We start from the raw sequence: 23,407 nt of genomic DNA on the forward strand, positions 1-23,407 counted from the left end.
GGGCGATCGACCTGGTGCAGCAGCAGTACCGGTACGTGACCCACGCGTTCGTGTTCACCGTCCGGGACCGGGATGACTGGAACGCCTACGAGAACAACTTCGGGCTGACCCGCCTGGACGGGACACCGAAACCGGCACTGGCGGCCCTCCGCGCCGCCAACGACCACCTCACCGCCCTCCGGCGCTCGCTCAGGGTCGTCAGTGTGACCCCGACCGCGGACGTCACGGCGTGGCAGGCATCCGCCGGGCGAGTGGCGGGGGCAGCGACGACTCTCGAGGTGGACAGCCGTGTGAGCGGGCCGTCGTCCCGGGCCACCTCCTACCTGCGGTTCGACCTGCCGGCCCTGACCACCGGTGAGGTCGTCGTCTCGGCGGACCTGACGGTGCATGTCGTCGACGGCACCGTCGACGGCCCCGTGGTCTGGTCCACGGCGACGACGTGGAGTGAGGCGACGCTGTCCTGGAAACGACGGCCGGCGCGCACCGCGACTTCTCCACACGCGGACCTCAGCGCGATGGAGCCCGGTCTGGTCACCGTCCCCCTCGACGTCGCCGACTGGACCGGTCAACTCTCCCTCGAGGTGTCCGCCGAGGTCGACGACGGGTTGCAGTTCGCTTCGCGGGAGGCCCCGTCGACCTACCAGCGGCCCACGCTGACGCTCGTCATCGCCTCCTGACCGGTCAGGGAGCTGGCCAGCTGTCGCGCCGTGCCGTGAGGAGCCGGCGGGCTACAGTGGGCCCGTTCCATCCCCGGTTCGAAGGGACCATCGTGCTGTCTTCGTGCCCGGTGGCTCCCTGCCGTCCGTGCGTGCGCGCGGCAGAGGTCGCCCGGTGACGGCGCTCACCCAGCGGCCCGCCGTCCCGGCCCGCCGGCTGTCGGGCGTGGTCGGGGCCTACGTCGCGCTGACCAAGCCGAAGCTCGTCGAGCTGCTGCTCGTGACGACGCTGCCCGCGATGATGATGGCGGCCGACGGGTGGCCGTCCTGGCGGCTGGTGGCCGCCACGATGGTCGGCGGGATGTTCGCCGCCGGCGCGGCCAACGTGTTCAACTGCTGGTACGACCGCGACATCGACCGGCTGATGTCCCGCACGCGCAACCGGCCGATCCCCTCCGGCGTGGTGTCCCCGCGGGCGGCGCTGGTCTTCGGTGCGACCCTCGCCGCGGCGTCGCTGGCGATCCTGTGGCTCGAGACCACGCCGCTGGCCACCGCGCTGGCCGCGGTCGCGATCCTGGCCTACTCCGTCGTCTACACGATGGTGCTCAAGCGCCGGACCCGGCACAACACGGTCTTCGGGGCGTTCCCGGGGGCGGCGCCGGTGCTCATCGGGTGGGCGGCGGTGACCGGCTCGCTCGACTGGCCGGCGCTCGCCTTCTTCGCCGTCGTCTTCTGCTGGCAGATGCCGCACTTCTGGGCGCTGGCCAGCCGCTACCGCGACGACTACGCCCGCGCGAACGTCCCCATGCTCACCGTCGTCGCCGGCCCGGAGAGCGTCGGCCGGCAGTCGGTCGCGTGGGCGTGGGCGACCCTCGGCGCCACCCTGCTCATGGGGTCGATCACCCCGGTGCTGAACTGGGCCTTCGCCATCGGCGGCGGGCTGCTCGGCGCCTGGTACGTCGCCGAGACCCACCAGTGGCTCGACCGCATCCGCACCGCCGTGCCCGACCGGCCGATGAAGCTGTTCTCGGTGTCGATCACGCACATGACGCTGCTGTCCATCGCGATCGCCATCGACGTCCTCGTCTGACCCGCCCCGCTCCGCCGCGAGCCCGGACCCGCCCGGGGGCCGGGCTCGCACCGTCGTGGGGCCGTGCGCCCGCGCGCGACAACGGGCGCCGAGATGCGCGTGGCGGTCGTCATCCGGGGTGCGGTGACGATCCTCCGGCGCATGTCGCCGTGGGCGCGGGGCCCCGGTGGGTCAGCGGGCGGCGGGGACCCGGGCGGCGGGGGCGTCGAGGGGCTGCCCGGTCGCCGGGCCGCGGACCGACCACACCAGCCGCGCGGTGTACGCGGTCACCAGCACCGCGCCGAGCATGTGCAGCAGCACCAGCACGACCGGCAGGTGCGTGAAGTACTGGACGAACCCGACGACGCCCTGCAGCAGCTGGACGACGAGCACGTCGCGCGCGGCCCGGCGGACGCGGCCGGGGGCGTCGGTGGCGTACAGCGCCACCAGCAGCGCGATCGTCAGGCCGACGAGCAGGAACACCGCGTCGGCGTGCAGCCGGCTGACCGTCTCGGGGTCGAAGCCCATGCGGTCGCCGGTGGGGACGCCGGCGTCGTCGAGGTCGCCGCTGTGCGGGCCGCTGCCGGTGACGACCGTGCCCAGCGCGAGCACCACCGCGGTGACCGCGGCGATCCCGCCGGCCAGCAGCGCGATCGGGCGGCGGACCACCGGCTGCCCGACGCCCGGCTCCCGGGACCGCAGCCACAGCACCGTGGAGACGGCGACCAGCAGCGTGGAGACGAGGAAGTGGACGGCGACGGTCCACGGGTTGAGGCCGGTGAGCACCGTGACGCCGCCGATCGCCGCCTGGACCGGGATGCCGAGGAAGGTCAGCACCGCCAGCGGGCGCAGGTCCCGGCGCGGGGAACGCCAGACCGCCACCAGCACCGCGACCGCCACCGCGGTGAGCACGAAGGTGAGCAGCCGGTTGCCGAACTCGATGAGGCCGTGGCCGGCCATCTCCGGCGTCGTCACGAAGCTGTCGTCGGTGCACCGCGGCCAGGTGGGGCAGCCCAGGCCCGAGCCGGTCAGCCGGACCACGCCGCCGGTGACCACGATGGCGCCGTTGGCGACCACGTTGGCCAGCGCCAGGCGCGTGATGACGGCGGGGGAGAAGGCGGTGGGCAGGACCGGCACGGCCCGATGCTAGTCGCGGCCGGCCACCTCTCCCGGGTTCGCCCAGGGCGATCACGGACGGGGAAGGACGGGGCGTCCCGTCGCGCTGTAGGAGGCGCAGGCGGCCGACGCGCCGACCTGGTGTCGGTGCGCCCTCCCGGGTACGGGAGCCCCACCCGGGAGCCATCCGAGCGAGCCCCGCCGACGCCCCGACTTCCCCCCTTGGACGTGAGGTATGACCAGCCCGTTCTTCCCTGGCCCCTACGGGAGCCCGTTCGACGACTTCTTCGCCCGGTACCTCGGCGGCGAGCAGCGCACGCCGCGGCAGCGGGTGAGCCCGATGCAGTTCCTCAGCCAGCAGGCCCGCGAGCTGGTCAACGCCGCGGCCGCGCAGGCCCTGGCGACCGGCAGCGCCGACCTCGACACCGAGCACCTGCTGTGGGCGATGACCGGCGACGAGACCGCCCGCGCCTTCCTGTCCCGCACGGGCACCGACCCCGACCGGCTGCGCACCGAGCTCGAGGCGCAGATGCCGCAGGGGACGCCGCAGGCCGAGCGGGCGGCCCTGACCCCGGCCGCCAAGCGGGTCCTGCTCGACGCCCACCAGGTGTCGCGGGCCCTGGGCTCCACCTACATCGGCCCCGAGCACCTGCTGTTCGCCCTCGCCGTGGACGCCGAGTCCCCGGGCGGGCGGGTGCTGCGCGAGCACGGGGTCACCCCCGAGGCGCTGCAGCAGGCCGCCACCGGCGGCGGCACTCCCGGCGGCGGCCGCCCCGGCCGGCCGGCCTCGAGCACCCCGACGCTGGACGAGTTCGGCCGCGACCTGACCGAGATGGCCCGCAACGGCCAGATCGACCCGGTGATCGGCCGCGAGTCCGAGATCGAGCAGACCGTCGAGGTGCTGTCCCGGCGGCGCAAGAACAACCCCGTGCTCATCGGTGAGGCCGGCGTCGGCAAGACCGCGATCGTCGAGGGCATCGCCGCCCAGATCGTCGAGGGCGACGTCCCGGAGACGCTGCGCGGCAAGCGCCTGGTCGAGCTCGACCTCACCGGCCTGGTGGCCGGCACCCGGTACCGCGGTGACTTCGAGGAGCGGCTGAAGAAGATCATCGACGAGATCCGCGAGCACTCCGACGAGGTCATCGCCTTCATCGACGAGCTGCACACCGTCGTCGGCGCGGGCACCTCGGAGGGCTCCGGCGGCGCGGGCAACATGCTCAAGCCCGCCCTGGCCCGCGGCGAGCTGCACGTCATCGGCGCCACGACGCTCGACGAGTACCGCCGCAACATCGAGAAGGACGCGGCCCTGGAGCGCCGGTTCCAGCCGATCCTGGTGACCGAGCCGAGCGTCGAGGACACCGTGCAGATCCTCTGCGGCCTGCGCGACCGCTACGAGGCACACCACCAGGTGCGCTTCACCGACGACGCCGTCCGCGCCGCCGTCGAGCTGTCCGACCGCTACGTGACCGACCGGCACCTGCCGGACAAGGCCATCGACCTCATCGACCAGGCCGGTGCCCGCGTCCGCCGCCGGGTGAAGACCCCGCCGACGGACCTGCGCGGCCTCGAGCAGGAGCTCGAGCAGTTGCTGCGGGAGAAGGACCAGGCGGTGGCCGCCGAGCAGTACGAGCGCGCCTCCGAGCTGCGCGACGAGGTCGCCACGGCACAGCGCCGCCTGGAGGAGGCCCGCACCGGCGGCGGCTCGGCCGGGGTGCCCGAGGTCGGCGTCGAGGACGTCGCCGAGGTGGTGTCCCGGGCCACCGGCATCCCGGTCAGCCAGCTCACCCAGGAGGAGATGCAGCGGCTGCTGCAGCTCGAGGAGCGCCTGCACGAGCGGGTGGTCGGCCAGGACGACGCCGTCCGCGTGGTGTCCGAGGCCGTCCGCCGGTCCCGCGTGGGCCTGGGCGACCCGGACCGGCCGATCGGCAGCTTCCTGTTCCTCGGCCCGACCGGCGTCGGCAAGACCGAGCTGGCCCGCGCCCTGGCCGAGGCGATGTTCGGCGACTCCGACCGGATGGTCCGGCTGGACATGAGCGAGTTCCAGGAGCGGCACACCGTCAGCCGCCTGGTCGGCTCCCCGCCCGGCTACGTCGGCTACGAGGACGCCGGCCAGCTGACCGAGGCGGTCCGCCGCCGGCCCTACTCGGTCGTGCTGCTCGACGAGATCGAGAAGGCGCACCCCGACGTCTTCAACACGCTGCTGCAGGTGCTCGACGACGGCCGGCTCACCGACTCGCAGGGCCGCACGGTCGACTTCACGAACACCGTGCTGATCATGACCAGCAACCTGGGGTCGGAGCTGATCCAGGGGCGCAACACCCCGCTCGGCTTCGGCACCGGTGACGGCGCCGCGGCCGACGCCGGCCTGCGGGACCGGCTGATGCGGCGGCTGCGCGAGTCGTTCCGGCCGGAGTTCCTCAACCGGATCGACGAGATCGTGGTGTTCCAGCAGCTGGAGAGCGAGCAGCTGCAGCAGATCACCCGGCTGCTGCTCGACGAGACGCGCCGGCGGCTGTCGGCGCAGGGCATCGAGGTGACCTTCACCGACGACGCGGTCGCCTGGATCGCCGAGCGGGGCTTCGAGCCGCAGTTCGGCGCGCGCCCGCTGCGCCGGGCGATCCAGCGGGAGGTCGACAACCCGCTGGCCCGGCTGCTGCTCGACGGCCGCGTCGGGGCCGGCCGGCACGTCGTCGCCGACGTCCGGGACGGCGCCCTCGACCTGCGCGTCGAGGACCCCGAGCCGGCGGCGGCCGCCCGGGCGTGAGCCCGTCGTGACCTGCGCCACCCGGCCCCTGACCTGCACGGTCGGGGACCGGGTGACTTAGGGGGACCTTGCTTGCAGGCCTCCCGAAATAGGTCACAATCGTGTTGTGGAAAGCAGCGCGACGCAGGCGGGGGCGGTGCGGGCCGACGACGTCCGCACCCGTGACCGCGTGACCGCGCTGCTGCTCGAGCACGGACCGCAGACCGCCAGCGAGCTGGCCGGCCGGCTGGGCGTCAGCCCCGCCGCCGTCCGGCGCCACCTCGACGCCCTGGCCGCCCAGGGACGGGTCGAGGAGCGCGCAGCCGCGGGCGCGCACCGGGGGAGGGGCCGGCCCGCCCGGCACTTCCACCTCACCGACGCCGGCCGGTCCGGGTTCGCCCACGCCTACGACGACCTGGCGCTGACCGCGCTGCGGTACGTCGCGGCCTCGGGCGGTCCCGACGCCGTCCGCGCCGTCGCCGAGGCGCAGCTGGCCGGCCTCGAGCAGCGGGCCTCCGACGCCGTCGCCCGCGCGGACGGTGCGCCGGTCGAGCGGGCCCGGGCGCTGGCCGAGGCGCTGACGGCCGAGGGCTACGCTGCCACGGCCTCGGCGATCTCCAGTGGCGGGCAGCTGTGCCAGCACCACTGCCCGGTCGCGCACGTGGCGGCGGAGTTCCCGCAGCTGTGCGAGGTCGAGACGGCGGTCATCGGCCGGCTGGTGGGCACCCACGTCCAGCGGCTGGCCACGATCGCCCACGGCGACGGCGTCTGCACCACCCACATCCCCGGGCCGTCACGCGCCCGGGCTCACACCGGTGCGGGGAACACAACGACCCCCGCACGCCCTGTACCCGGTGAGCGAGCGGCGCGGGTCGTCCCACCACGACCCGGCCCCGCACCGTCCACCAGCACCCCCACGAGCGACCGGGAGAGGACGCCCGCATGACCAGCACCCAGCAGCCGGTGAGCGGCACGCCGCTGACGCAGGACGAGCAGATCGAGCAGCTCGGCCGCTACCAGTACGGCTGGGCCGACGCCGACGTCGCCGGGGCCTCCGCCCGCCGCGGCCTCGACGAGGACGTCGTCCGGGACATCTCGGCGCGCAAGGGCGAGCCCGAGTGGATGCTCGAGCGCCGCCTCAAGGCGCTCAAGCTCTTCGAGCGCAAGCCGATGCCCGACTGGGGGTCGGACCTCTCCGGCATCGACTTCCAGAACATCAAGTACTTCGTGCGCTCGACCGAGGCCCAGGCGGCCTCGTGGGACGAGCTGCCCGAGGACATCAAGAACACCTACGACAAGCTGGGCATCCCCGAGGCGGAGAAGCAGCGGCTGATCGCCGGTGTCGCGGCCCAGTACGAGTCCGAGGTCGTCTACCACAAGATCCGCGAGGACCTCGAGGAGCAGGGCGTCGTCTTCCTCGACACCGACACCGCCCTCAAGGAGCACCCGGACCTGTTCCGCGAGTACTTCGGCTCGGTCATCCCGTCCGGCGACAACAAGTTCGCCGCGCTGAACACCGCGGTGTGGTCGGGCGGCTCGTTCATCTACGTGCCGAAGGGCGTGCACGTCGAGATCCCGCTGCAGGCCTACTTCCGGATCAACACCGAGAACATGGGCCAGTTCGAGCGGACGCTGATCATCGTCGACGAGGGCGCCTACGTGCACTACGTCGAGGGCTGCACCGCGCCGATCTACAAGTCGGACTCGCTGCACTCCGCGGTCGTCGAGATCATCGTCAAGAAGAACGCGCGCTGCCGGTACACGACCATCCAGAACTGGTCGAACAACGTCTACAACCTGGTCACCAAGCGGGCGATCGCCCACGAGGGCGCGACCATGGAGTGGATCGACGGCAACCTCGGCTCCAAGGTCACCATGAAGTACCCGGCCGTCTGGATGACCGGCGAGCACGCCAAGGGCGAGGTCCTGTCCATCGCCTTCGCGGGCGAGGGCCAGCACCAGGACGCCGGCGCCAAGATGGTGCACGCCGCCCCCAACACCTCCTCGACCATCGTGTCGAAGTCGGTGGCCCGCGGCGGTGGCCGCACGTCCTACCGCGGCCTGGTGCAGATCGACGAGGGCGCGTCCGGCTCGAAGTCGACGGTCAAGTGCGACGCCCTGCTGGTCGACACGATCAGCCGGTCGGACACCTACCCCTACGTCGACGTCCGCGAGGACGACGTCGCCATGGGCCACGAGGCGACCGTCTCCCGGGTCAGCGAGGACCAGCTCTTCTACCTGATGAGCCGCGGCCTGTCCGAGGACGAGGCCATGGCGATGGTGGTCCGCGGGTTCGTCGAGCCGATCGCCCGCGAGCTGCCCATGGAGTACGCCCTCGAGCTCAACCGGCTCATCGAGCTGCAGATGGAAGGTGCCGTCGGCTGATGCCGGACCAGAACACCCCCAGCACCACCGGCCTCACCACCGAGTCCGCGACCCTCGCCGGCGAGCTGTTCGGCGACGGCGTCGGCACCCAGGCCGGCCCGCCCGCCGTCCCGGCGGCGGGCACCGGCACGGCCGGCCAGGCCGCGCCCGGCGCCCACTCGCACGGCGGGACGACGCCGACCGGCTCCCCGGCCGAGCGGTTCACCTCGACCGACCCGGACGCCTTCGGCACGGTCACGGGCCGCGAGGAGACCTGGCGCTTCACCCCGATGCGCCGGATCCGCCCGCTGCTCGACGGCGCCCCTTCGGACGCGCACCTGGAGTGGGACACCGACCTGCCCGAGGGCGTCGAGCTGACCCGCGTGGACGCCGACGACCCGCTGCTCAAGGGCCTGCCCGAGCCCGGCGACCGGCTGGCGGCCCTCGCCCGGCAGCGCAGCGGCGGCGCCGCGGTGGTCCGCGTGCCGTCCGAGGCGCGGCTCGACCGGCCGGTGACCCTCGGCCTGGCCGGCACCGGCGGTGACGACGTCGTCTGGGGTCAGCTGGTGATCGAGGTCGGCGCCTTCTCGAAGGCGACCGTCGTGCTCGACCACACCGGCCCGGCCCGGTATGCCGGCGGTGTCGCGGTGCTCGTCGGCGACAGCGCCGACGTCACCCTCGTCTCGGTGCAGGACTGGGCGCCCGGCGCGGTGCACGGCGGGCAGTACGACGCCGTCGTCGGCCGGGACGCCTCCTTCAAGCAGGTCGTGGTCACCCTCGGCGGCGACCTGGTCCGGCTGGTCAGCAACGTCCAGTACGCCGGCCCCGGCGGGCGGGCGGAGCTCTTCGGCGTCTACTTCTCCGACGAGACCCAGCACCAGGAGCACCGGCTCTGGGTGGACCACGCGGTGCCCAACTGCAGCAGCAACGTGCTCTACAAGGGCGCGCTGCAGGGCGACGGCGCGCGCACGGTGTGGATCGGCGACGTCCGCATCCGCCCGGAGGCCACCGGCACCGACACCTACGAGCTCAACCGCAACCTGGTGCTCACCGACGGCGCCCGCGCCGACTCGGTGCCCAACCTGGAGATCGAGACCGGCGAGATCGTCGGCGCCGGCCACGCCAGCGCCACCGGCCGGTTCGACGACGAGCAGCTGTTCTACCTCTGCTCGCGCGGCATCGACGCCGAGACCGCCCGCCGCCTGGTCGTGCGCGGCTTCTTCGCCGACGTCGTCCAGCACATCGGGGTCGACGAGCTGCAGGACCGCCTGATGCGCTCCATCGAGACGCGCCTGGGCGCCCTGCCCGGCCTCGACGAGCAGCCGGTCGAGGTGGCCTGACCCATGGCCTTCGCGCGGGTCTGCGGGCTCTCCGACGTCCCCGAGAACGGGGCGCTGCGGGTGGAGCTCGCCGACGTCGACGTCGCCGTCGTCCGGTACGACGGCGACGTCTACGCGGTGCAGGACGTGTGCTCGCACGCCGAGGTCCCGCTGTCGGAGGGCGACGTCGAGGAGTTCGACGGCGCCCCCACCATCGAGTGCTGGCTGCACGGGTCGTGCTTCGACCTGCGCACCGGCGAGCCCACCAACCTGCCGGCCACCGAGCCGGTCGACGTCTACCCGGTCCGCGTGGAGGGGGATGACGTCTACGTCGACACCGAGTCCGACGGGCGCCTCCCGCTCGCGGCCGGCAACTGAGGAGCGAGAGAAGAAGTGTCGGTTCTGGAGATCCGCGACCTGCACGTCACGGTCGGCGAGGGCGACGAGACCAAGGAGATCCTCCGCGGCGTCGACCTGACCGTCCGGTCGGGCGAGACCCACGCGATCATGGGCCCCAACGGCTCGGGCAAGTCGACTCTGGCGTACTCGATCGCCGGGCACCCGAAGTACACGATCACCGGCGGCACGGTGACCCTCGACGGCGAGGACGTCCTCGCGATGAGCGTCGACGAGCGCGCCCGCGCCGGCCTGTTCCTCGCCATGCAGTACCCGGTCGAGGTCCCCGGCGTCTCGGTGTCGAACTTCCTGCGCACCGCCGCCACCGCGGTCAAGGGCGAGGCCCCGAAGCTGCGCACCTGGGTCAAGGACGTCCGCGACGAGATGTCGGCGCTGGAGATGGACCCGGCGTTCGCCGAGCGCAACGTCAACGAGGGCTTCTCCGGCGGTGAGAAGAAGCGCCACGAGATCCTGCAGATGCGGCTGCTCAAGCCGAAGATGGCGATCCTCGACGAGACCGACTCCGGCCTCGACGTCGACGCGCTGCGCGTCGTCTCCGAGGGCGTCAACCGCACCCGCGAGGAGGGGGAGGTCGGCGTCCTGCTGATCACCCACTACACGCGGATCCTGCGCTACATCAAGCCGGACTTCGTGCACGTGTTCGTCGCCGGCCGCGTCGTCGACGAGGGCGGCCAGGAGCTGGCCGACAAGCTCGAGGCGGAGGGCTACGCCGCCTACGTCAAGGGCTCGAAGGAGACCGCGAAGGCATGACCGCGACCGCCTCGCGTCCCACGGGGACGCGTGCCCCGCTGCCCCTGGACGTCGAGGCGATCCGGGCGGACTTCCCGATCCTGTCGCGCACCGTGCGCGACGGGAAGCGGCTGGTCTACCTCGACTCCGGCGCCACCTCGCAGAAGCCGCGCAGCGTCCTCGACGCCGAGCGCGACTTCTACGAGCGGATCAACGCCGCCCCGCACCGCGGCGCGCACCAGCTGGCCGAGGAGGCCACCGGCGCGTACGAGTCGGCGCGGGCGCGGATCGCGGCCTTCATCGGCGCCTCCGCCGAGGAGGTCGTCTTCACCCGCAACTCCACCGAGGCGATCAACCTCGTGGCGTACTCGCTGTCCAACGCGGTCACCGCCAAGGACCCGGCGCACCGCCGGTACGCCGTCGGCCAGGGCGACGAGATCGTCGTGACCGAGATGGAGCACCACGCCAACCTGGTGCCCTGGCAGCAGCTGTGCGAGCGCACCGGCGCGACCCTGCGCTGGCTCGGGCTCACCGACGACGGCCGGCTGGACCTCTCCGACCTGGACACGGTCGTCAACGAGCGGACCAAGCTCGTCGCGGTCACCCAGCAGTCGAACATCCTCGGCACGATCAACCCGCTCGGGCCGATCACGGCGCGGGCGCGGGAGGTCGGCGCGCTGGTGCTGGTCGACGGCGCGCAGTCGGTGCCGCACCAGCCGGTCGACGTCGCGGCGCTCGGCGCGGACTTCCTGGTGTTCTCCGGCCACAAGATGCTCGGGCCCACCGGCATCGGCGTGCTCTGGGGCCGCTACGACGTCCTCGACGCGCTGCCGCCGTTCCTCACCGGCGGCTCGATGATCGAGGTCGTGCGGATGGAGGGCAGCACCTTCATGCCGCCGCCGCAGCGGTTCGAGGCCGGCGTCCCGATGACCGCGCAGGCCATCGGCCTCGGCGCCGCCGTCGACTACCTGCAGGCGCTCGGCATGGAGAACGTGCAGGCGCACGAGGAGGCGCTGACCGCCTACGCGCTCGAGCAGCTACAGGCGATCCCGGGCGTCACCGTGATCGGCCCGCCGGACACCGTCGCCCGCGGCGGCGCGGTCTCCTTCACCGTCGAGGGCATCCACCCGCACGACGTCGGCCAGGTCCTCGACGACCTCGGCATCGCCGTCCGGGTGGGGCACCACTGCGCGTGGCCGGTGGTCCGGCGCTACGGCGTCCCGGCCACCACCCGGGCCACCTTCTACGTGCACACCGGGTACGACGACGTCGACGCGCTCGTGGAAGGCGTGCGGGCCGCGCAGCGTTTCTTCGGTGTGACGCCGGAGGAGGCAACCGCCTGATGCAGCTCGAGTCGATGTACCAGGACATCATCCTGGACCACTACCGCAACCCCCACGGCCGCGGACTGCGCGACCCGTTCGACGCCGAGGTGCACCACGTCAACCCGACCTGCGGGGACGAGGTGACCCTGCGGGTGCACCTGGACGGCGAGACGATCGCCGACGTGTCCTACGAGGGCATGGGCTGCTCGATCAGCCAGGCGTCGGTCTCGGCGATGTACGACCTCGTCGTCGGCCGCCCGGTCACCGACGCGCTGGCCACCGGCGACTCGTTCATGACGCTCATGCAGTCCAAGGGCGACACGGCCGTGGCCGAGCAGCTCGAGGACGAGCTGGAGGACGCCGTCGCCTTCGCGGGGGTGTCGAAGTACCCCGCCCGCATCAAGTGCGCGCTGATGAGCTGGATGGCCCTCAAGGACGCCTCCGCCCGCGCGCTGGCCGCCACCCCCACTGGAGGACAGGCATGAGCGAGACCACCGAGAACGACACCCCCGAGCTGCCGGCCTACAAGTCGGCGCTGCTCGAGGACGTCGAGGAGGCCATGCGCGACGTCGTCGACCCCGAGTTGGGCGTCAACGTCGTCGACCTGGGCCTGGTCTACGGCATCGACGTCGCCGAGGACGGGAACTCGCAGGTCGCCGTCCTGGACATGACGCTCACCTCGGCGGCCTGCCCGCTGACCGACGTCATCGAGGACCAGGCGCGCGCCGCGCTGACCGGCGGCCCCGGCCCCGGCCTCGTCGACGACGTCCGGATCAACTGGGTCTGGATGCCGCCGTGGGGCCCCGACAAGATCACCGACGACGGGCGCGAGCAGCTGCGCGCCCTCGGCTTCCGGGTCTGAACCCCGGCCTCCCGACGGGAGGCCGTTCCCGCACCTGACGACTGCCCGTGCCCTCCGGGGCGCGGGCAGTCGTCGTCCCGGGGTGCCTCGACTCCCGGGCCTCAGCGCATCTCGGACAGCCGGGCGCCGAAGCCCGCGACCGGCCGCAGCTCCCGGCGGGCGCCGAGTGCCAGCAGGCCGGCGCCCGCGACGAGGACCCCGGCCAGCGGCAGCGGCAGGGCCTCGACCGCCAGCCCGGCCCCGAGCGCGACCGCCGTCGCCGCCCCGAGGACCAGCGGCGCCCGCACCGCGGTGCGCGCGCCGAGCGCCAGGACCGCGGCGGCGGCCAGCAGCACCAGCAGCGGGCGCAGCGCGCCGGGCTCCACCACCGCGGCCACCGTCGACGGCGCCGCCGCGACCACCAGGCCCGGACCCCACGCCGGCCAGGACGGGCCGTCGAGCAGGCGCGGCCCCGCCGCCACCAGCAGCGCCGCGGCGGCCGGCAGGCTCCAGGCCTCGACCACCGCCGTGCCGGTCAGCGCGGCCAGCGTCCACCCGGCCGCGCCCAGCTCGACCGCGCCGGTGCGCCAGGCCGCCCCGGCCTCGGGCCCGCGAGCCGCGCCCGCCGCCCAGGCGCAGGTGAGCACGCCCTGCACGGCCAGGTGCAGCGCCAGCAGACCCCACGCGGCGGCGACCGCGAGCACGACGAGCGCGGCGCCCGCGCAGACGGCACCGGCCGCGCCGGTGGGTCCGCGGACGTCGGCGGCCGGTCCGGGCCGGGCGGCCAGCGTGACGGCGAACAGGCCGGTGAGCGCCGCGGCGGCCGCACCGGGGGAGAGCAGCTCCGCCGGCACCGCGAGCAGCGCCGCGGCCGCGAGGCAGCCGACGGCCGCGGGGAGCGCCCGGGCGCGCTCGTCCCGCCGGGCCGCCGCGACACCGGCCGCGGGCAGCGCGGTCAGCACCAGCAGCGCGACCAGCGCCGGCCAGCGTGCGGCCGCGACCAGCTGCGCCACCGCCAGGACCACCAGGACGAGCCCCGCGGCGGTCGCGGCGGGCAGCAGCAGACCCCGGCGCCAGCCGGTCAGCGTGGCCGCGGCGACGCTCGCGAGCAGCACGCCGAGCCAGCCCGCGAGCGGCAGCGGGACCGGCCCGTCGGTGGACAGCGCCGCGCCCACCGCCCCGCCGGCGACCAGGCCGGCGAGCACGGGCACCAGCCGCGGCGGCCCGAGCAGCGGCTCGACCGCACGCTCCAGCCGCACGAGCAGCAGCCCGGCCGCGGCGGCGACGGTCAGGTCGGCCGCGACCCAGCGGGCGCCGCCGGCGCCGCCGGCGGCGGTGGCCAGCCCGCCGGCCACCCCGGCGGCGAACCACGGCGCGGTGGTGACCAGGGCGGCGCGGGCCAGCGGGCGCTGCGCCGTCAGGGTGACCGCGAGCCCGGCCAGCGCGACGCCGAGCAGCAGCGCGGTGCGCGGCACGCCCGCGGGCACCAGGGGCAGCGACCGCAGGGCCGCCACCTGCACCGCCAGCCACGCGCCGAGCGGCCAGCTCAGCGGCCGGGGGAGCAGCACCCGCAGGCTCAGCAGCAGCACGGCCAGGCCCAGCGCCGGCAGCGGCCCGCCGTCGGTGGTGCGGTCCCCGTCCGCGGCGCCGGTCAGCGCGAGCGCGGCCGCGGCCGCGGCGCACGCCTCCTCGGTGCTGCGCAGCCGGGCGCGGGCGGCCCACGCCGCGGCGCACGCGGCGACCAGCGCCAGCAGCAGGACGCCGATCCGGGCGACCCCGCCGACCAGCGACGGCCCTGCCAGCGCCGCGGCCACCAGCAGGACCACGCCGACGCCGAGGAGCACCTGCGGCGGCCGCAGCCGGGCGGGCAGCGAGGGGAGGGACTGGCCGGGGCCGGCGGCGGCCGCACCCGGCGGGCCCGCGTAGGGCAGTGGCGGCAGCGGCGCGCCCGTCATCGCCGTCCCCCCTCGCGCCCGGCCGTCGGGCCCACGCTAGGGGCGGTCAGTGCATCTGCGCGACCCAGGCGACGGCCTCCCGCGCCTGCTGCCGGCGCCGCTCGTAGGTGGCCCCGACGACCAGCAGGAGCAGGCCCGCGGTGGCCAGCGTGACCCAGCGCGGCACCAGCGGTGCGTAGGGAGCCAGCCGGCCGAGCGCCACCACCAGCAGCGCGCCGGCCCCGACGACGAACGGCGCCTGCCGGTGGGTGAGCGTCCCGCCGACGGTCAGCCCGGCCGCCGCGGCGACCACCCCCACCAGCCGCAGCGGCGCCGGATCGGCCACGGCGGCGACCGCCGACGGCAGCAGTGCCACGGCCACCGCCGCGCCCTCCGCGGCCCAGGACGGGGCACCCGTGCGCAGCGCCGGGAGCGCGAGCAGCAGCAGCCCCGCCGCGGCCGGCAGCGTGTAGACCTCCGGCGTGCGGATCTCCGCACCCGCGGCGGCGATCCACCCGGCGAGCACGAGGTCGGCCACGGCGAGGACGGCGGCGAGGCGGCGCCGGGCGACGACGGCGTAGCAGCCGGCGGCGGCTCCGGCCACGGCGAGGTCGACCGCGACCTGACCCCACGCCCCGGCGCTGCCGGCGGTGATCCCGGCGGCCACGGCGAGGACGGCACCGGCGCCCGCGGCGGCGGCCTCCTCCGGTCGCGCGACGCGGGCCGTCGCGACGGCGAACCCGGCGGCGGCGACGAGGGCGAGCAGCAGGCCGGCGACCGCGGGGGCCAGCAGGCCGCCCTCGGCGGCGAGGAGGACGGCGCCGCCCGGTGCGGCCAGCGCGGTCGCGGTCCCCGCGGTGCGGACCCCGGGGCGCAGCACCGCGGCGAGCCCGGCCGGGACGCCGGCGGCCAGCACCAGCAGGGCCAGCGGCGCGGGGTGCTCGCCGTCGGCCAGGACGCCGGTGCCGGCGGCGGTGAGCACACCGCCGGCGGCGAGCAGCGCGGTCAGCGCCGGCCCGGCCGGTGACGGCGGCGCGGCGGCGGTGAGCAGCACCAGGCCCAGCCCGCCCGCCGCGACGGTCCCGGCGATCCCGAGCCCGCTCAGCGACCCGGCCAGGGCCAGGGCCGCGACCGCCGCCGCGCCGGCCGCGGCGGCGCGCGGCTCCGGCAGGAACGGCGCCAGCCGGGGCTCCCGTAGCAGGGCGCCGGCGACGGCCGCGGCCACGACGAGGACGCCGGTGGCGACCCAGCCGTCCACCGCGCCGCCGTCCCAGGCCAGCGGGACGCCGAGCAGCACGCCGGCGCCGCCGGTCAGCGCGCCCAGGCCGAGCGCGACCTGGTGCAGCGCCGGGCGCAGCGCCAGCAGCGCGAGGACGTCGACCAGCGCGGTGGCGAGCAGCACCGCGACACCGGCGGCGCCCTCGGCCGGCCCGAGGGGGAGCAGCAGCCAGCCGGCCGGCTGGGCGGCGAGCAGGGCGACCAGCGGCCAGGTGACCGTGCTGCGCGTGCCGCGGCCGAGGGCGAGGGCCGCCCCCGCCACCGCGACACAGGACAGCCCGGCCCACAGCCGGGGCGGCACGGCGTCGGCGCCCCACAGGCCGAGCGCGTGCGCGGCGGCGAGGTCGACGGCCAGCAGCGCGGCCCCGGCACCGGCCAGGGCCTCCTCGGTGGCCCGCAGGCCGCGGCGGGCGCTCCACGCCGACGTCGCGCAGGCGGCGGCGGTGACCGTGGCCATGACCGCGGCCTGGAAGGTCACGCCCAGCCGGGTCCAGGCCACCGCCACGAACGCGATCGCCGCCGCGACCACGAGCAGCGCCCCGAGGCCCAGCAGCACCTGCTGGGGGCTCAGCCGCCGCCGCGGGGACGGCGGCTCGAGGAGCGGCGGGGGGACGGGCGGCGCGACCGGGGGAGGCGGCGCCACCGGGGGAGGCGGCGCCGCGGGTGCGGGCGGTGGCGCCCACGCGGGAGCCGGGACGGGCGGCGGGGCCGCCGCCGGACCCGGGGCCGCGGCGCGCAGGGTTGCCACCAGGGCGTCCCGCTCGCGGGCGAACTCGTCGATGGTCGCCCCCAGCCGGGCCACCACGGTCGCCGCCTGCGCGACGGCGGGCAGCCCGCAGGTCCCGCAGGGCGCCGGGGCGGGCGCGGCCGGCGTGCCGCAGACGGGGCAGGGCGGACCCCAGGAGGGCCCGGACCAGGAGGGATCGGTCACGAGCGGATGGTGACGCGCCGGGGGCGCCGGCGGTAGCGATCTCGCCCGCACTGTGGACGGACGGGCGTGCTGTGGACGTCACCCGGCAATCCGCTCCGGTTCCGGGACGACAGGGCCTACCCTGGGATCAGTGATCACGACGACCGGCCTCGAACTGCGCGCCGGCGCCCGCGTCCTCCTCAGCGACGTCAGCCTGCGCGTGCAGCCGGGTGACCGCATCGGTCTGGTCGGGCGCAACGGCGCCGGCAAGACCACCACGCTCACCACGCTCGCCGGTGAGCGCCTGCCACACGCGGGCAAGGTCGAGGTGTCCGGCGAGATCGGCTACCTCCCGCAGGACCCGCGCAGCGGCGACCTCGACACCACCGCCGGCGACCGCGTGCTGTCCGGCCGCGGCCTCGACGTCCTCAAGGCCCAGCTGGTCAAGGCGCAGGTCGCCATGGCCGAGCCCGCCGACGACGCCGAGCGCGACCGCGCGGTCCGCCGGTACGGGCGGCTCGAGGACCAGTTCGCGGCGCTGGGCGGGTACGCCGCCGAGAGCGACGCCGCGCGCATCTGCACCGCCCTCGGCCTGCCCGACCGGGTCATGGGCCAGCCGCTGCGCACCCTGTCCGGCGGCCAGCGGCGCCGCGTGGAGCTGGCCCGCATCCTGTTCTCCGACGCCGAGACGCTGCTGCTCGACGAGCCCACCAACCACCTCGACGCCGACTCGATCGCGTGGCTCAAGACCTTCCTCGCCGCGCACAAGGGCGGGCTGATCGTCATCAGCCACGACGTCGAGCTGCTCGACGCCGTGGTCAACAAGGTGTGGCACCTCGACGCCAACCGGGCCACCGTCGACGTCTACAACCTGGGCTGGAAGCCCTACCTCGCCCAGCGGGAGACCGACGAGCGGCGCCGCAAGCAGGAGCGGGCCAACACCGAGCGCAAGATCGACGCGCTGACCGCGCAGGCGGACAAGATGCGCGCCAAGGCCACCAAGGCCAAGGCCGCGCAGAGCATGGACAAGCGCGCCGCGCGGCTGGCCGCCGGGCTGGAGGAGGTCCGCGTCCAGGACCGGGTGGCGAAGCTGCGGTTCCCCACGCCGGCGCCGTGCGGGCGCACCCCGCTCACCGCGGAGGGGCTGTCCAAGAGCTACGGCTCGCTCGAGGTGTTCACCGACGTCGACCTCGCCGTCGACCGGGGCGCGCGGGTCGTCGTGCTCGGGCTCAACGGCGCCGGGAAGACGACGCTGCTGCGGATGCTGGCCGGCACCGAGGTCCCCGACACCGGCGAGGTGCAGCCGGGCCACGGGCTGCGGATCGGCTACTACGCGCAGGAGCACGAGACCCTCGACCACGACCGCTCGCTGCTGGAGAACATGCGCGCGGCCGCGCCGCAGAGCACCGACACCGAGCTGCGGCGGATCCTCGGCGCGTTCCTGTTCTCCGGCGACGCCGCCGACCAGCGCGCCGGCACGCTCTCCGGCGGGGAGAAGACCCGGCTGGCGATGGCGACGCTCGTCGTCTCCGGCGCCAACGTTCTGCTGCTCGACGAGCCGACCAACAACCTCGACCCGGCCAGCCGCGAGCAGGTGCTCGACGCGCTGCGCACCTACACCGGCGCGATCGTGCTGGTGACGCACGACGAGGGCGCCGTCCGCGCGCTCGACCCGGACAAGGTGATCCTGCTGCCCGACGGCACCGAGGACGCCTGGAGCGAGGACCTCGCCGACCTCGTCGAGCTGGCCTAGTCGAGCTCGCGCAGCGGACCCCTGGCGGGCTGGGACGACGTGCGGCGCACCGCGCCGGCCCTGCCCGCATCGTCGAGGAGGACGACGGGCGCACGCGCTCGCGGCGGGTGGGCTCGAGCGCACCTGCCCGGCGGGTGACCGGCCGGCCCCACCCCGCGCCCGCCGCGCCTCCCGGGGCGGCTCGCCGAGAACTTGTCATTCGCGTGGCCGAGCCGCGCGGGCTGGGTGATCATCGATCCGGGAGGCCGGCGTCACGGGGACGGCGGCACCACGCGAGCCAGCACCCGATCGGGCCGGCGCCCGTCGCCGGCGCGGACGGCTGCGACGGAGGGGAGTCATGGCCGACTCGAGCACGGACCTCGGCAAGGGCAAGCGCATCACCGGTGGGGACCGCACCACCCTGGCCGACGAGCTGAAGAAGCGGTACGACGGCGGGGAGAGCATCCGCTCCCTGGCCACCTCGACCAACCGGTCCTACGGGTTCGTGCACCGGCTCCTGTCGGAGTCCGGTGCGACGCTGCGCAGCCGTGGCGGGGCCAACCGGAACAGCAAGAAGACCGCGTGACGGCGGCCGACGCCGACGGCTGGGTCCGCACCAGCCGGGACGGCGCCGTCCTCACCGTCACGCTCGACCGGCCCGACCAGCTCAACGCCCAGACGCCGGCCACCTGGGCGGCGCTGGCGTCCGTGGGCGCCACGCTCGACGACGACGTCCGCGTGGTCGTCGTGCGGGGCAGCGGCCGCTCCTTCTCCGCGGGCCTGGACCGCAGCCTGTTCGGCGCCGACCCGTCGACCCCCGGCGGGCTCGGCGAGCTGGGCACGATGCCACCCGAGCTCGCCCAGGAGCGGATCCGCGGGTACCAGGGCGGCTTCCGCTGGCTGCGCTCGCCGGGGATCGTCTCGGTGGCCGCGGTGCAGGGGCACGCGATCGGCGCCGGCGCCCAGCTGGCGCTCGCCTGCGACCTGCGGGTGATGACCGAGGACGCCTCGCTGCGGCTCCCCGAGGCGACGCTCGGCCTCGTCCCCGACCTCACCGGCACGAGCACGCTGGCGGAGCTGGTGGGCTACGCGCGGGCGATGGAGGTCTGCGTGACCGGCCGGCCGGTGCCGGCGGCGGAGGCGCTGGCGTGGGGGATCGCGAACGCCGTCGTCCCGGCCACGGAGCTCGACGCCGCGGTGGCGACGCTGGTCGCCGCGCTCACCGCGCCGCCGGCGGGGGCGGTGCGGGAGACCGCGGCCCTGGTGCGCTCGGCCGTCCGCAACCCCCCGGAGGCGCAGGACGCGGCCGAGCGGGCCGCGCAGTCGCGGCGGCTGGCCGAGCTCGCCGCGCTCGTGCGCCGCTGAGGGATCCGGAACAGGAGGGGACCGGCCGCTGTTGTGCCAGCGGCCGGTCCCCGTCCGGCCGTGAGGAGGTCGTGTCGTGAGCAGCCCCATGACCTCCATGGCGGCGATGCGCTCGTTCCGCCGGGACCCGTCGGTCACCTCGCGCCCGCTGCCGAAGGGGACGGTGCGCCGCATCCTCGGCGTCGCCCGGCCCTACCGGCGCGAGCTCACCTTCTTCCTGCTGCTGGTGGTCGGCTCCTCGGTCATCGGCGTGCTCACCCCGCTGCTGGCCGGCGACATCGTCAACCGGATCGCCCGCCTGGACGGCACCGCCGGCGGCATCGTCCGCATCGCGCTGTTCATCGCGGGCCTGGCGGTGCTCGACGCCGCGATCTCGCTGGCCACCCGCTGGTACTCCGCCCGGATCGGCGAGGGCGTCATCTACGACCTGCGCAGCCGGGTGTTCGAGCACGTGCAGCGCATGCCGGTCGCGTTCTTCACCCGCACCCAGACCGGCGCGCTGGTCAGCCGGCTCAACAACGACGTCGTCGGCGCGCAGCAGGCGTTCACCTCGACGCTGTCCGGCGTCGTCTCCAACGTGATCGGCCTGGTGCTGACCGCCGGCGTCATGCTCACGCTGTCCTGGCAGATCACCCTGCTCTCGCTGGTGATGGTGCCGCTGTTCGTGTTGCCCGCGCGGCGGATCGGCAAGCGGCTGCAGGAGATCACCCGGGAGTCCTACGGGCTCAACGCCTCGATGAACGCGACGATGACCGAGCGGTTCAACGTCGCCGGCGCGCTGCTGGTCAAGCTGTTCGGCCGGCCCGACACCGAGGCCGAGAGCTTCCGCGGCCGCGCGGCGCGGGTGCGCGACATCGGCGTCCTGTCGGCCATGTACGGCCGCACCTTCTTCACCGCGCTGACGCTGGTGGCGGCGCTGGCCACCGCGCTGGTCTACGGCCTGGGCGGCTGGCTGGCGTTCGACGGGTCGCTGTCGCCGGGCGACGTCGTCGCGCTGGCGCTGCTGCTGTCCCGGCTGTACGGGCCGCTGACCGCACTGTCCAACGTCCGGGTCGACGTCATGAGCGCGATGGTCAGCTTCGACCGGGTCTTCGAGGTGCTCGACCTGGCGCCGATGATCGCCGAGGCGCCCGACGCCGTCCCGGTCCCGGCCGGCGACCGGTCGATCGAGTTCGACGCCGTCTCCTTCAGCTACCCGGCCGCCACCGACGTGTCGCTGGCCTCGCTCGAGGACGTGTCACTGCCTGAGCACGGCGGCCCGACGGCGGTGCTGCACGACGTGTCGTTCCGGGTCGAGCCCGGGCAGATGGTCGCGCTGGTCGGGCACTCGGGCGCGGGCAAGTCGACGATCGTCAACCTCGTGCCGCGGCTGTACGACGTGACCGGGGGCGCGGTGCGGGTCGGCGGGCTCGACGTCCGGCAGGCGACGCTGGCCTCGCTGCGCGACGCGATCGGTGTCGTCAGCCAGGACGCGCACCTGTTCCACGACACCATCCGCGCCAACCTGCTCTACGCCCGCCCGGACGCCACCGAGGAGCAGCTGTGGGCGGCGCTGACCGGCGCGCGGATCGCCGCGCTGGTGGCCGCGCTGCCCGACGGCCTGGACACCGTCGTCGGGGACCGCGGCTACCGGCTGTCGGGCGGGGAGAAGCAGCGGCTGGCGATCGCGCGGGTGCTGCTCAAGGCGCCGGGGATCGTCATCCTCGACGAGGCGACCGCACACCTGGACAGCGAGTCGGAGGTCGCGGTGCAGCACGCGCTGGACACCGCGCTGACCGGCCGCACGTCGCTGGTGATCGCGCACCGGCTGTCCACGATCCGCAGCGCCGACCAGATCCTCGTGGTCGACGACGGTCGCATCGTGGAGTCGGGCACTCACGAGGAGTTGCTGGCGCTCGGGGGCCGCTACGCCGACCTCTACCGGACCCAGTTCGCCGACGGCGAGCGTCGGACGGTCGGCGCGGCGTAGCAACTAGCGTTCCTCCTGCCCCAGCTGCACCAGGAGGAGCACCGTGACGTCCGCGCACCCGTACGACGCCCAGATCCGCGCCCTCTACGCCGACTTCGTCGACGGCTGGAACCGGCGCAGCGGCGCGGCGGTGGCCGCGGTCTTCGCCGACGACGGCGACATGGTCGGCTACGACGGGACCTCGGTGAGCGGCCGGCTGTCGATCGCCTCGGACCTGCGGCGGGTGTTCGGCAGCCACCCGACGGCGACCTACGTGGCCGTGGTCCGCTCGGTGCGTGCGGTGTCCGACGGCGTGGCCGTGCTGCACGCGCACGCCGGGATGATCCCGCCGGGCGAGGACGACGTGGACGCGGGGCTGCACAGCATCCACACGCTGGTCGCCGTCGACGAGGGCGGCGGGCGGTGGAAGACCACGCTGTTCCAGGCGACGCCGGCGGCGTGGCTGGGCCGCCGCGACGCCCGGGACGCGCTGACCCAGGAGCTGCGCGGGCTGCTCGCCACCGCCCGGTGAGCGTGCTCGTGCGGGCCGCCGAGCTGCTGGCCGGCCCGCTCCCGGTGCTGCTCGACGTCCGCTGGGCGCTGGGTGACCCGCACGGCCGGCGGCGGTACCTGGCCGGCCACCTGCCGGGCGCGGTGTTCGTCGACCTGGAGACCGAGCTCTCCGCACCCCCGTCGGCCGCGGACGGCCGGCACCCGCTGCCGCCGGTGGAGGCCCTGCAGGCCGCGGCCCGGCGGTGGGGCGTCGGCCGCGGCTCGTCCGTCGTGGCCTACGACGCCACCGGCGGCCAGGCCGCCGCGCGGGCGTGGTGGCTGCTGCGCTGGGGCGGGCTGACCGACGTCCGGCTGCTCGACGGCGGGCTGGACGCGTGGGTCGCGGCCGGCGGGGGGCTGGAGACCGGCGACGTCGTCCCGGAGCCCGGCGACGTGGTGCTCACCGGCGGCGGGATGCCGACCCTCACCGTCGACGAGGCCGCGGCGCTGCCCGCGCGCGGCGGGGTGCTGCTGGACGCGCGGGCCGGCGAGCGCTATCGCGGCGAGCGCGAGCCGGTGGACCCGCGGGCCGGGCACGTGCCGGGTGCGGTGAGCGCGCCGACGGGGGAGAACCTGCAGGGCGACGGCCGGTTCCGGACCGACCTGGCCGACCGGTTCGCCGCGCTGGGCGTGCGGCCGGGGACGGCGGTCGGCGTCTACTGCGGGTCGGGCGTCACGGCCGCGCACGAGGTGGCGGCACTGGCCGAGGCCGGCGTCGAGGCGGCGCTGTGGCCGGGCTCCTGGTCCCAGTGGTCGGCCGACCCGTCCCGCCCGGCGGCGACCGGCCCGGACCCGGGCTGACGCCCGCCCACTCCCGTCGTGCCCGCCGACACCGCCCGCGGCGCCGGGCCGCCGGTCCTCGCCGGGCTGGCCGGGCTCGCGCACCTCGTCGTCGGCTGGTTCTACCTGGCCGGCGGGCTGGTGGTCCCCGGGCCGGTCCTCGTGCCGCTGTGGCTGGCCTGGCTGGCCGGAGCCGTGGCGCTCGTGCGGCTGGCGGTCCGCCGCTCGTGGTGGACACCGGTGGTCCCGGTGGCGGCCGCCGTCCTGTTCGTCGCCGTCCTCGTGGTCGGCGAGCGGTGGCTCGGCTGGACCGCCTGAGGGGGCCTTCG

General features: G+C 75.4%; 21 protein-coding genes. 18 read left to right on the top strand and 3 right to left on the bottom strand.

Going from position 1 to position 23,407, the window contains the following annotated elements; translation table 11 throughout:
* The coding region (locus tag ACI796_RS21135) for a DNRLRE domain-containing protein (RefSeq protein WP_456943182.1) at positions 1-677 on the top strand (677 nt) is incomplete at its 5' end.
* Between the two features lie 154 nt (positions 678-831).
* A complete protein-coding gene (locus ACI796_RS21140; RefSeq protein WP_456943183.1) occupies positions 832-1,746 on the top strand; it encodes a heme o synthase in 915 nt (304 codons plus the stop codon).
* Positions 1,747-1,917: 171 nt separating this feature from the next.
* Here the strand turns inward: ACI796_RS21140 and ACI796_RS21145 are convergent, their stop codons facing one another.
* Positions 1,918-2,862 (bottom strand): COX15/CtaA family protein, encoded by a 945-nt coding sequence (locus tag ACI796_RS21145; protein ID WP_456943184.1) that lies wholly within the window; start codon positions 2,860-2,862, stop codon positions 1,918-1,920.
* A gap of 214 nt (positions 2,863-3,076) precedes the next feature.
* Here ACI796_RS21145 and ACI796_RS21150 point away from each other — a divergent pair, with 214 nt between their 5' ends.
* From ACI796_RS21150 to ACI796_RS21190, 9 genes are all read left to right on the top strand, one after another.
* On the top strand, positions 3,077-5,605 hold the full coding sequence (locus tag ACI796_RS21150; protein ID WP_456943185.1) for an ATP-dependent Clp protease ATP-binding subunit: 2,529 nt from the start codon (positions 3,077-3,079) through the stop codon (positions 5,603-5,605).
* Positions 5,606-5,711: 106 nt separating this feature from the next.
* Positions 5,712-6,530: a helix-turn-helix transcriptional regulator gene (locus tag ACI796_RS21155; protein WP_456943186.1), complete on the top strand. Its 819-nt coding sequence runs from the start codon at positions 5,712-5,714 to the stop codon at positions 6,528-6,530.
* On the top strand, positions 6,527-7,969 hold the full coding sequence (gene sufB, locus ACI796_RS21160; RefSeq protein WP_456929773.1) for a Fe-S cluster assembly protein SufB: 1,443 nt from the start codon (positions 6,527-6,529) through the stop codon (positions 7,967-7,969). Before ACI796_RS21155 ends, sufB begins: the two co-directional genes overlap by 4 nt.
* Complete coding sequence (gene sufD, locus ACI796_RS21165) at positions 7,969-9,288, top strand: Fe-S cluster assembly protein SufD (protein ID WP_456943187.1); 1,320 nt, start codon at positions 7,969-7,971, stop codon at positions 9,286-9,288. The genes sufB and sufD overlap by 1 nt, the downstream gene beginning before the upstream one ends.
* Positions 9,289-9,291: 3 nt before the next feature.
* Complete coding sequence (locus ACI796_RS21170) at positions 9,292-9,645, top strand: non-heme iron oxygenase ferredoxin subunit (protein WP_456943188.1); 354 nt, start codon at positions 9,292-9,294, stop codon at positions 9,643-9,645.
* 15 nt (positions 9,646-9,660) lie between these two features.
* Positions 9,661-10,434, top strand: coding sequence for a Fe-S cluster assembly ATPase SufC (gene sufC, locus ACI796_RS21175; protein WP_456934998.1), 774 nt, complete (start codon positions 9,661-9,663; stop codon positions 10,432-10,434).
* Positions 10,431-11,756 carry a cysteine desulfurase gene (locus ACI796_RS21180; RefSeq protein WP_456943189.1) on the top strand — a complete coding sequence of 442 codons (1,326 nt, stop codon included), beginning with the start codon at positions 10,431-10,433 and terminating at the stop codon, positions 11,754-11,756. The genes sufC and ACI796_RS21180 overlap by 4 nt, the downstream gene beginning before the upstream one ends.
* Entirely contained in the window at positions 11,756-12,223 is a 468-nt protein-coding gene (gene sufU / locus ACI796_RS21185) for a Fe-S cluster assembly sulfur transfer protein SufU (protein WP_456943190.1), read from the top strand. Before ACI796_RS21180 ends, sufU begins: the two co-directional genes overlap by 1 nt.
* Positions 12,220-12,600, top strand: a complete 381-nt coding sequence (locus ACI796_RS21190) for a metal-sulfur cluster assembly factor (RefSeq protein WP_456943191.1) — start codon at positions 12,220-12,222, stop codon at positions 12,598-12,600. Before sufU ends, ACI796_RS21190 begins: the two co-directional genes overlap by 4 nt.
* A 101-nt stretch (positions 12,601-12,701) precedes the next feature.
* Here the strand turns inward: ACI796_RS21190 and ACI796_RS21195 are convergent, their stop codons facing one another.
* Positions 12,702-14,534, bottom strand: a complete 1,833-nt coding sequence (locus ACI796_RS21195) for an SCO7613 C-terminal domain-containing membrane protein (RefSeq protein WP_456943192.1) — start codon at positions 14,532-14,534, stop codon at positions 12,702-12,704.
* A gap of 46 nt (positions 14,535-14,580) precedes the next feature.
* Complete coding sequence (locus tag ACI796_RS21200) at positions 14,581-16,722, bottom strand: SCO7613 C-terminal domain-containing membrane protein (protein ID WP_456943193.1); 2,142 nt, start codon at positions 16,720-16,722, stop codon at positions 14,581-14,583.
* Positions 16,723-16,852: 130 nt separating this feature from the next.
* On the opposite strand from ACI796_RS21200, the gene ACI796_RS21205 reads away from it, so the two are divergent.
* The 7 genes from ACI796_RS21205 (at position 16,853) to ACI796_RS21235 (ending at position 23,396) form a co-directional block, all read left to right on the top strand.
* Positions 16,853-18,454 (top strand): ABC-F family ATP-binding cassette domain-containing protein, encoded by a 1,602-nt coding sequence (locus ACI796_RS21205; protein ID WP_456943194.1) that lies wholly within the window; start codon positions 16,853-16,855, stop codon positions 18,452-18,454.
* A gap of 337 nt (positions 18,455-18,791) precedes the next feature.
* Positions 18,792-19,019 (top strand): helix-turn-helix domain-containing protein, encoded by a 228-nt coding sequence (locus tag ACI796_RS21210; protein ID WP_387992902.1) that lies wholly within the window; start codon positions 18,792-18,794, stop codon positions 19,017-19,019.
* Positions 19,016-19,798 carry an enoyl-CoA hydratase/isomerase family protein gene (locus ACI796_RS21215; protein WP_456943195.1) on the top strand — a complete coding sequence of 261 codons (783 nt, stop codon included), beginning with the start codon at positions 19,016-19,018 and terminating at the stop codon, positions 19,796-19,798. Before ACI796_RS21210 ends, ACI796_RS21215 begins: the two co-directional genes overlap by 4 nt.
* Positions 19,799-19,874: 76 nt before the next feature.
* Entirely contained in the window at positions 19,875-21,767 is a 1,893-nt protein-coding gene (locus tag ACI796_RS21220; protein WP_456943196.1) for an ABC transporter ATP-binding protein, read from the top strand.
* 43 nt (positions 21,768-21,810) lie between these two features.
* On the top strand, positions 21,811-22,278 hold the full coding sequence (locus tag ACI796_RS21225) for an SgcJ/EcaC family oxidoreductase (RefSeq protein ID WP_456943197.1): 468 nt from the start codon (positions 21,811-21,813) through the stop codon (positions 22,276-22,278).
* The gene (locus tag ACI796_RS21230; protein ID WP_456943198.1) at positions 22,275-23,099 is read left to right on the top strand and encodes a sulfurtransferase; all 825 of its coding nucleotides are present in this window, start codon (positions 22,275-22,277) and stop codon (positions 23,097-23,099) included. The genes ACI796_RS21225 and ACI796_RS21230 overlap by 4 nt, the downstream gene beginning before the upstream one ends.
* A gap of 18 nt (positions 23,100-23,117) precedes the next feature.
* Positions 23,118-23,396, top strand: coding sequence for a hypothetical protein (locus ACI796_RS21235; RefSeq protein WP_456943199.1), 279 nt, complete (start codon positions 23,118-23,120; stop codon positions 23,394-23,396).
* Positions 23,397-23,407 lie beyond the last annotated feature (11 nt).

The sequence above is a fragment of the Geodermatophilus sp. SYSU D00525 genome (assembly GCF_054050475.1).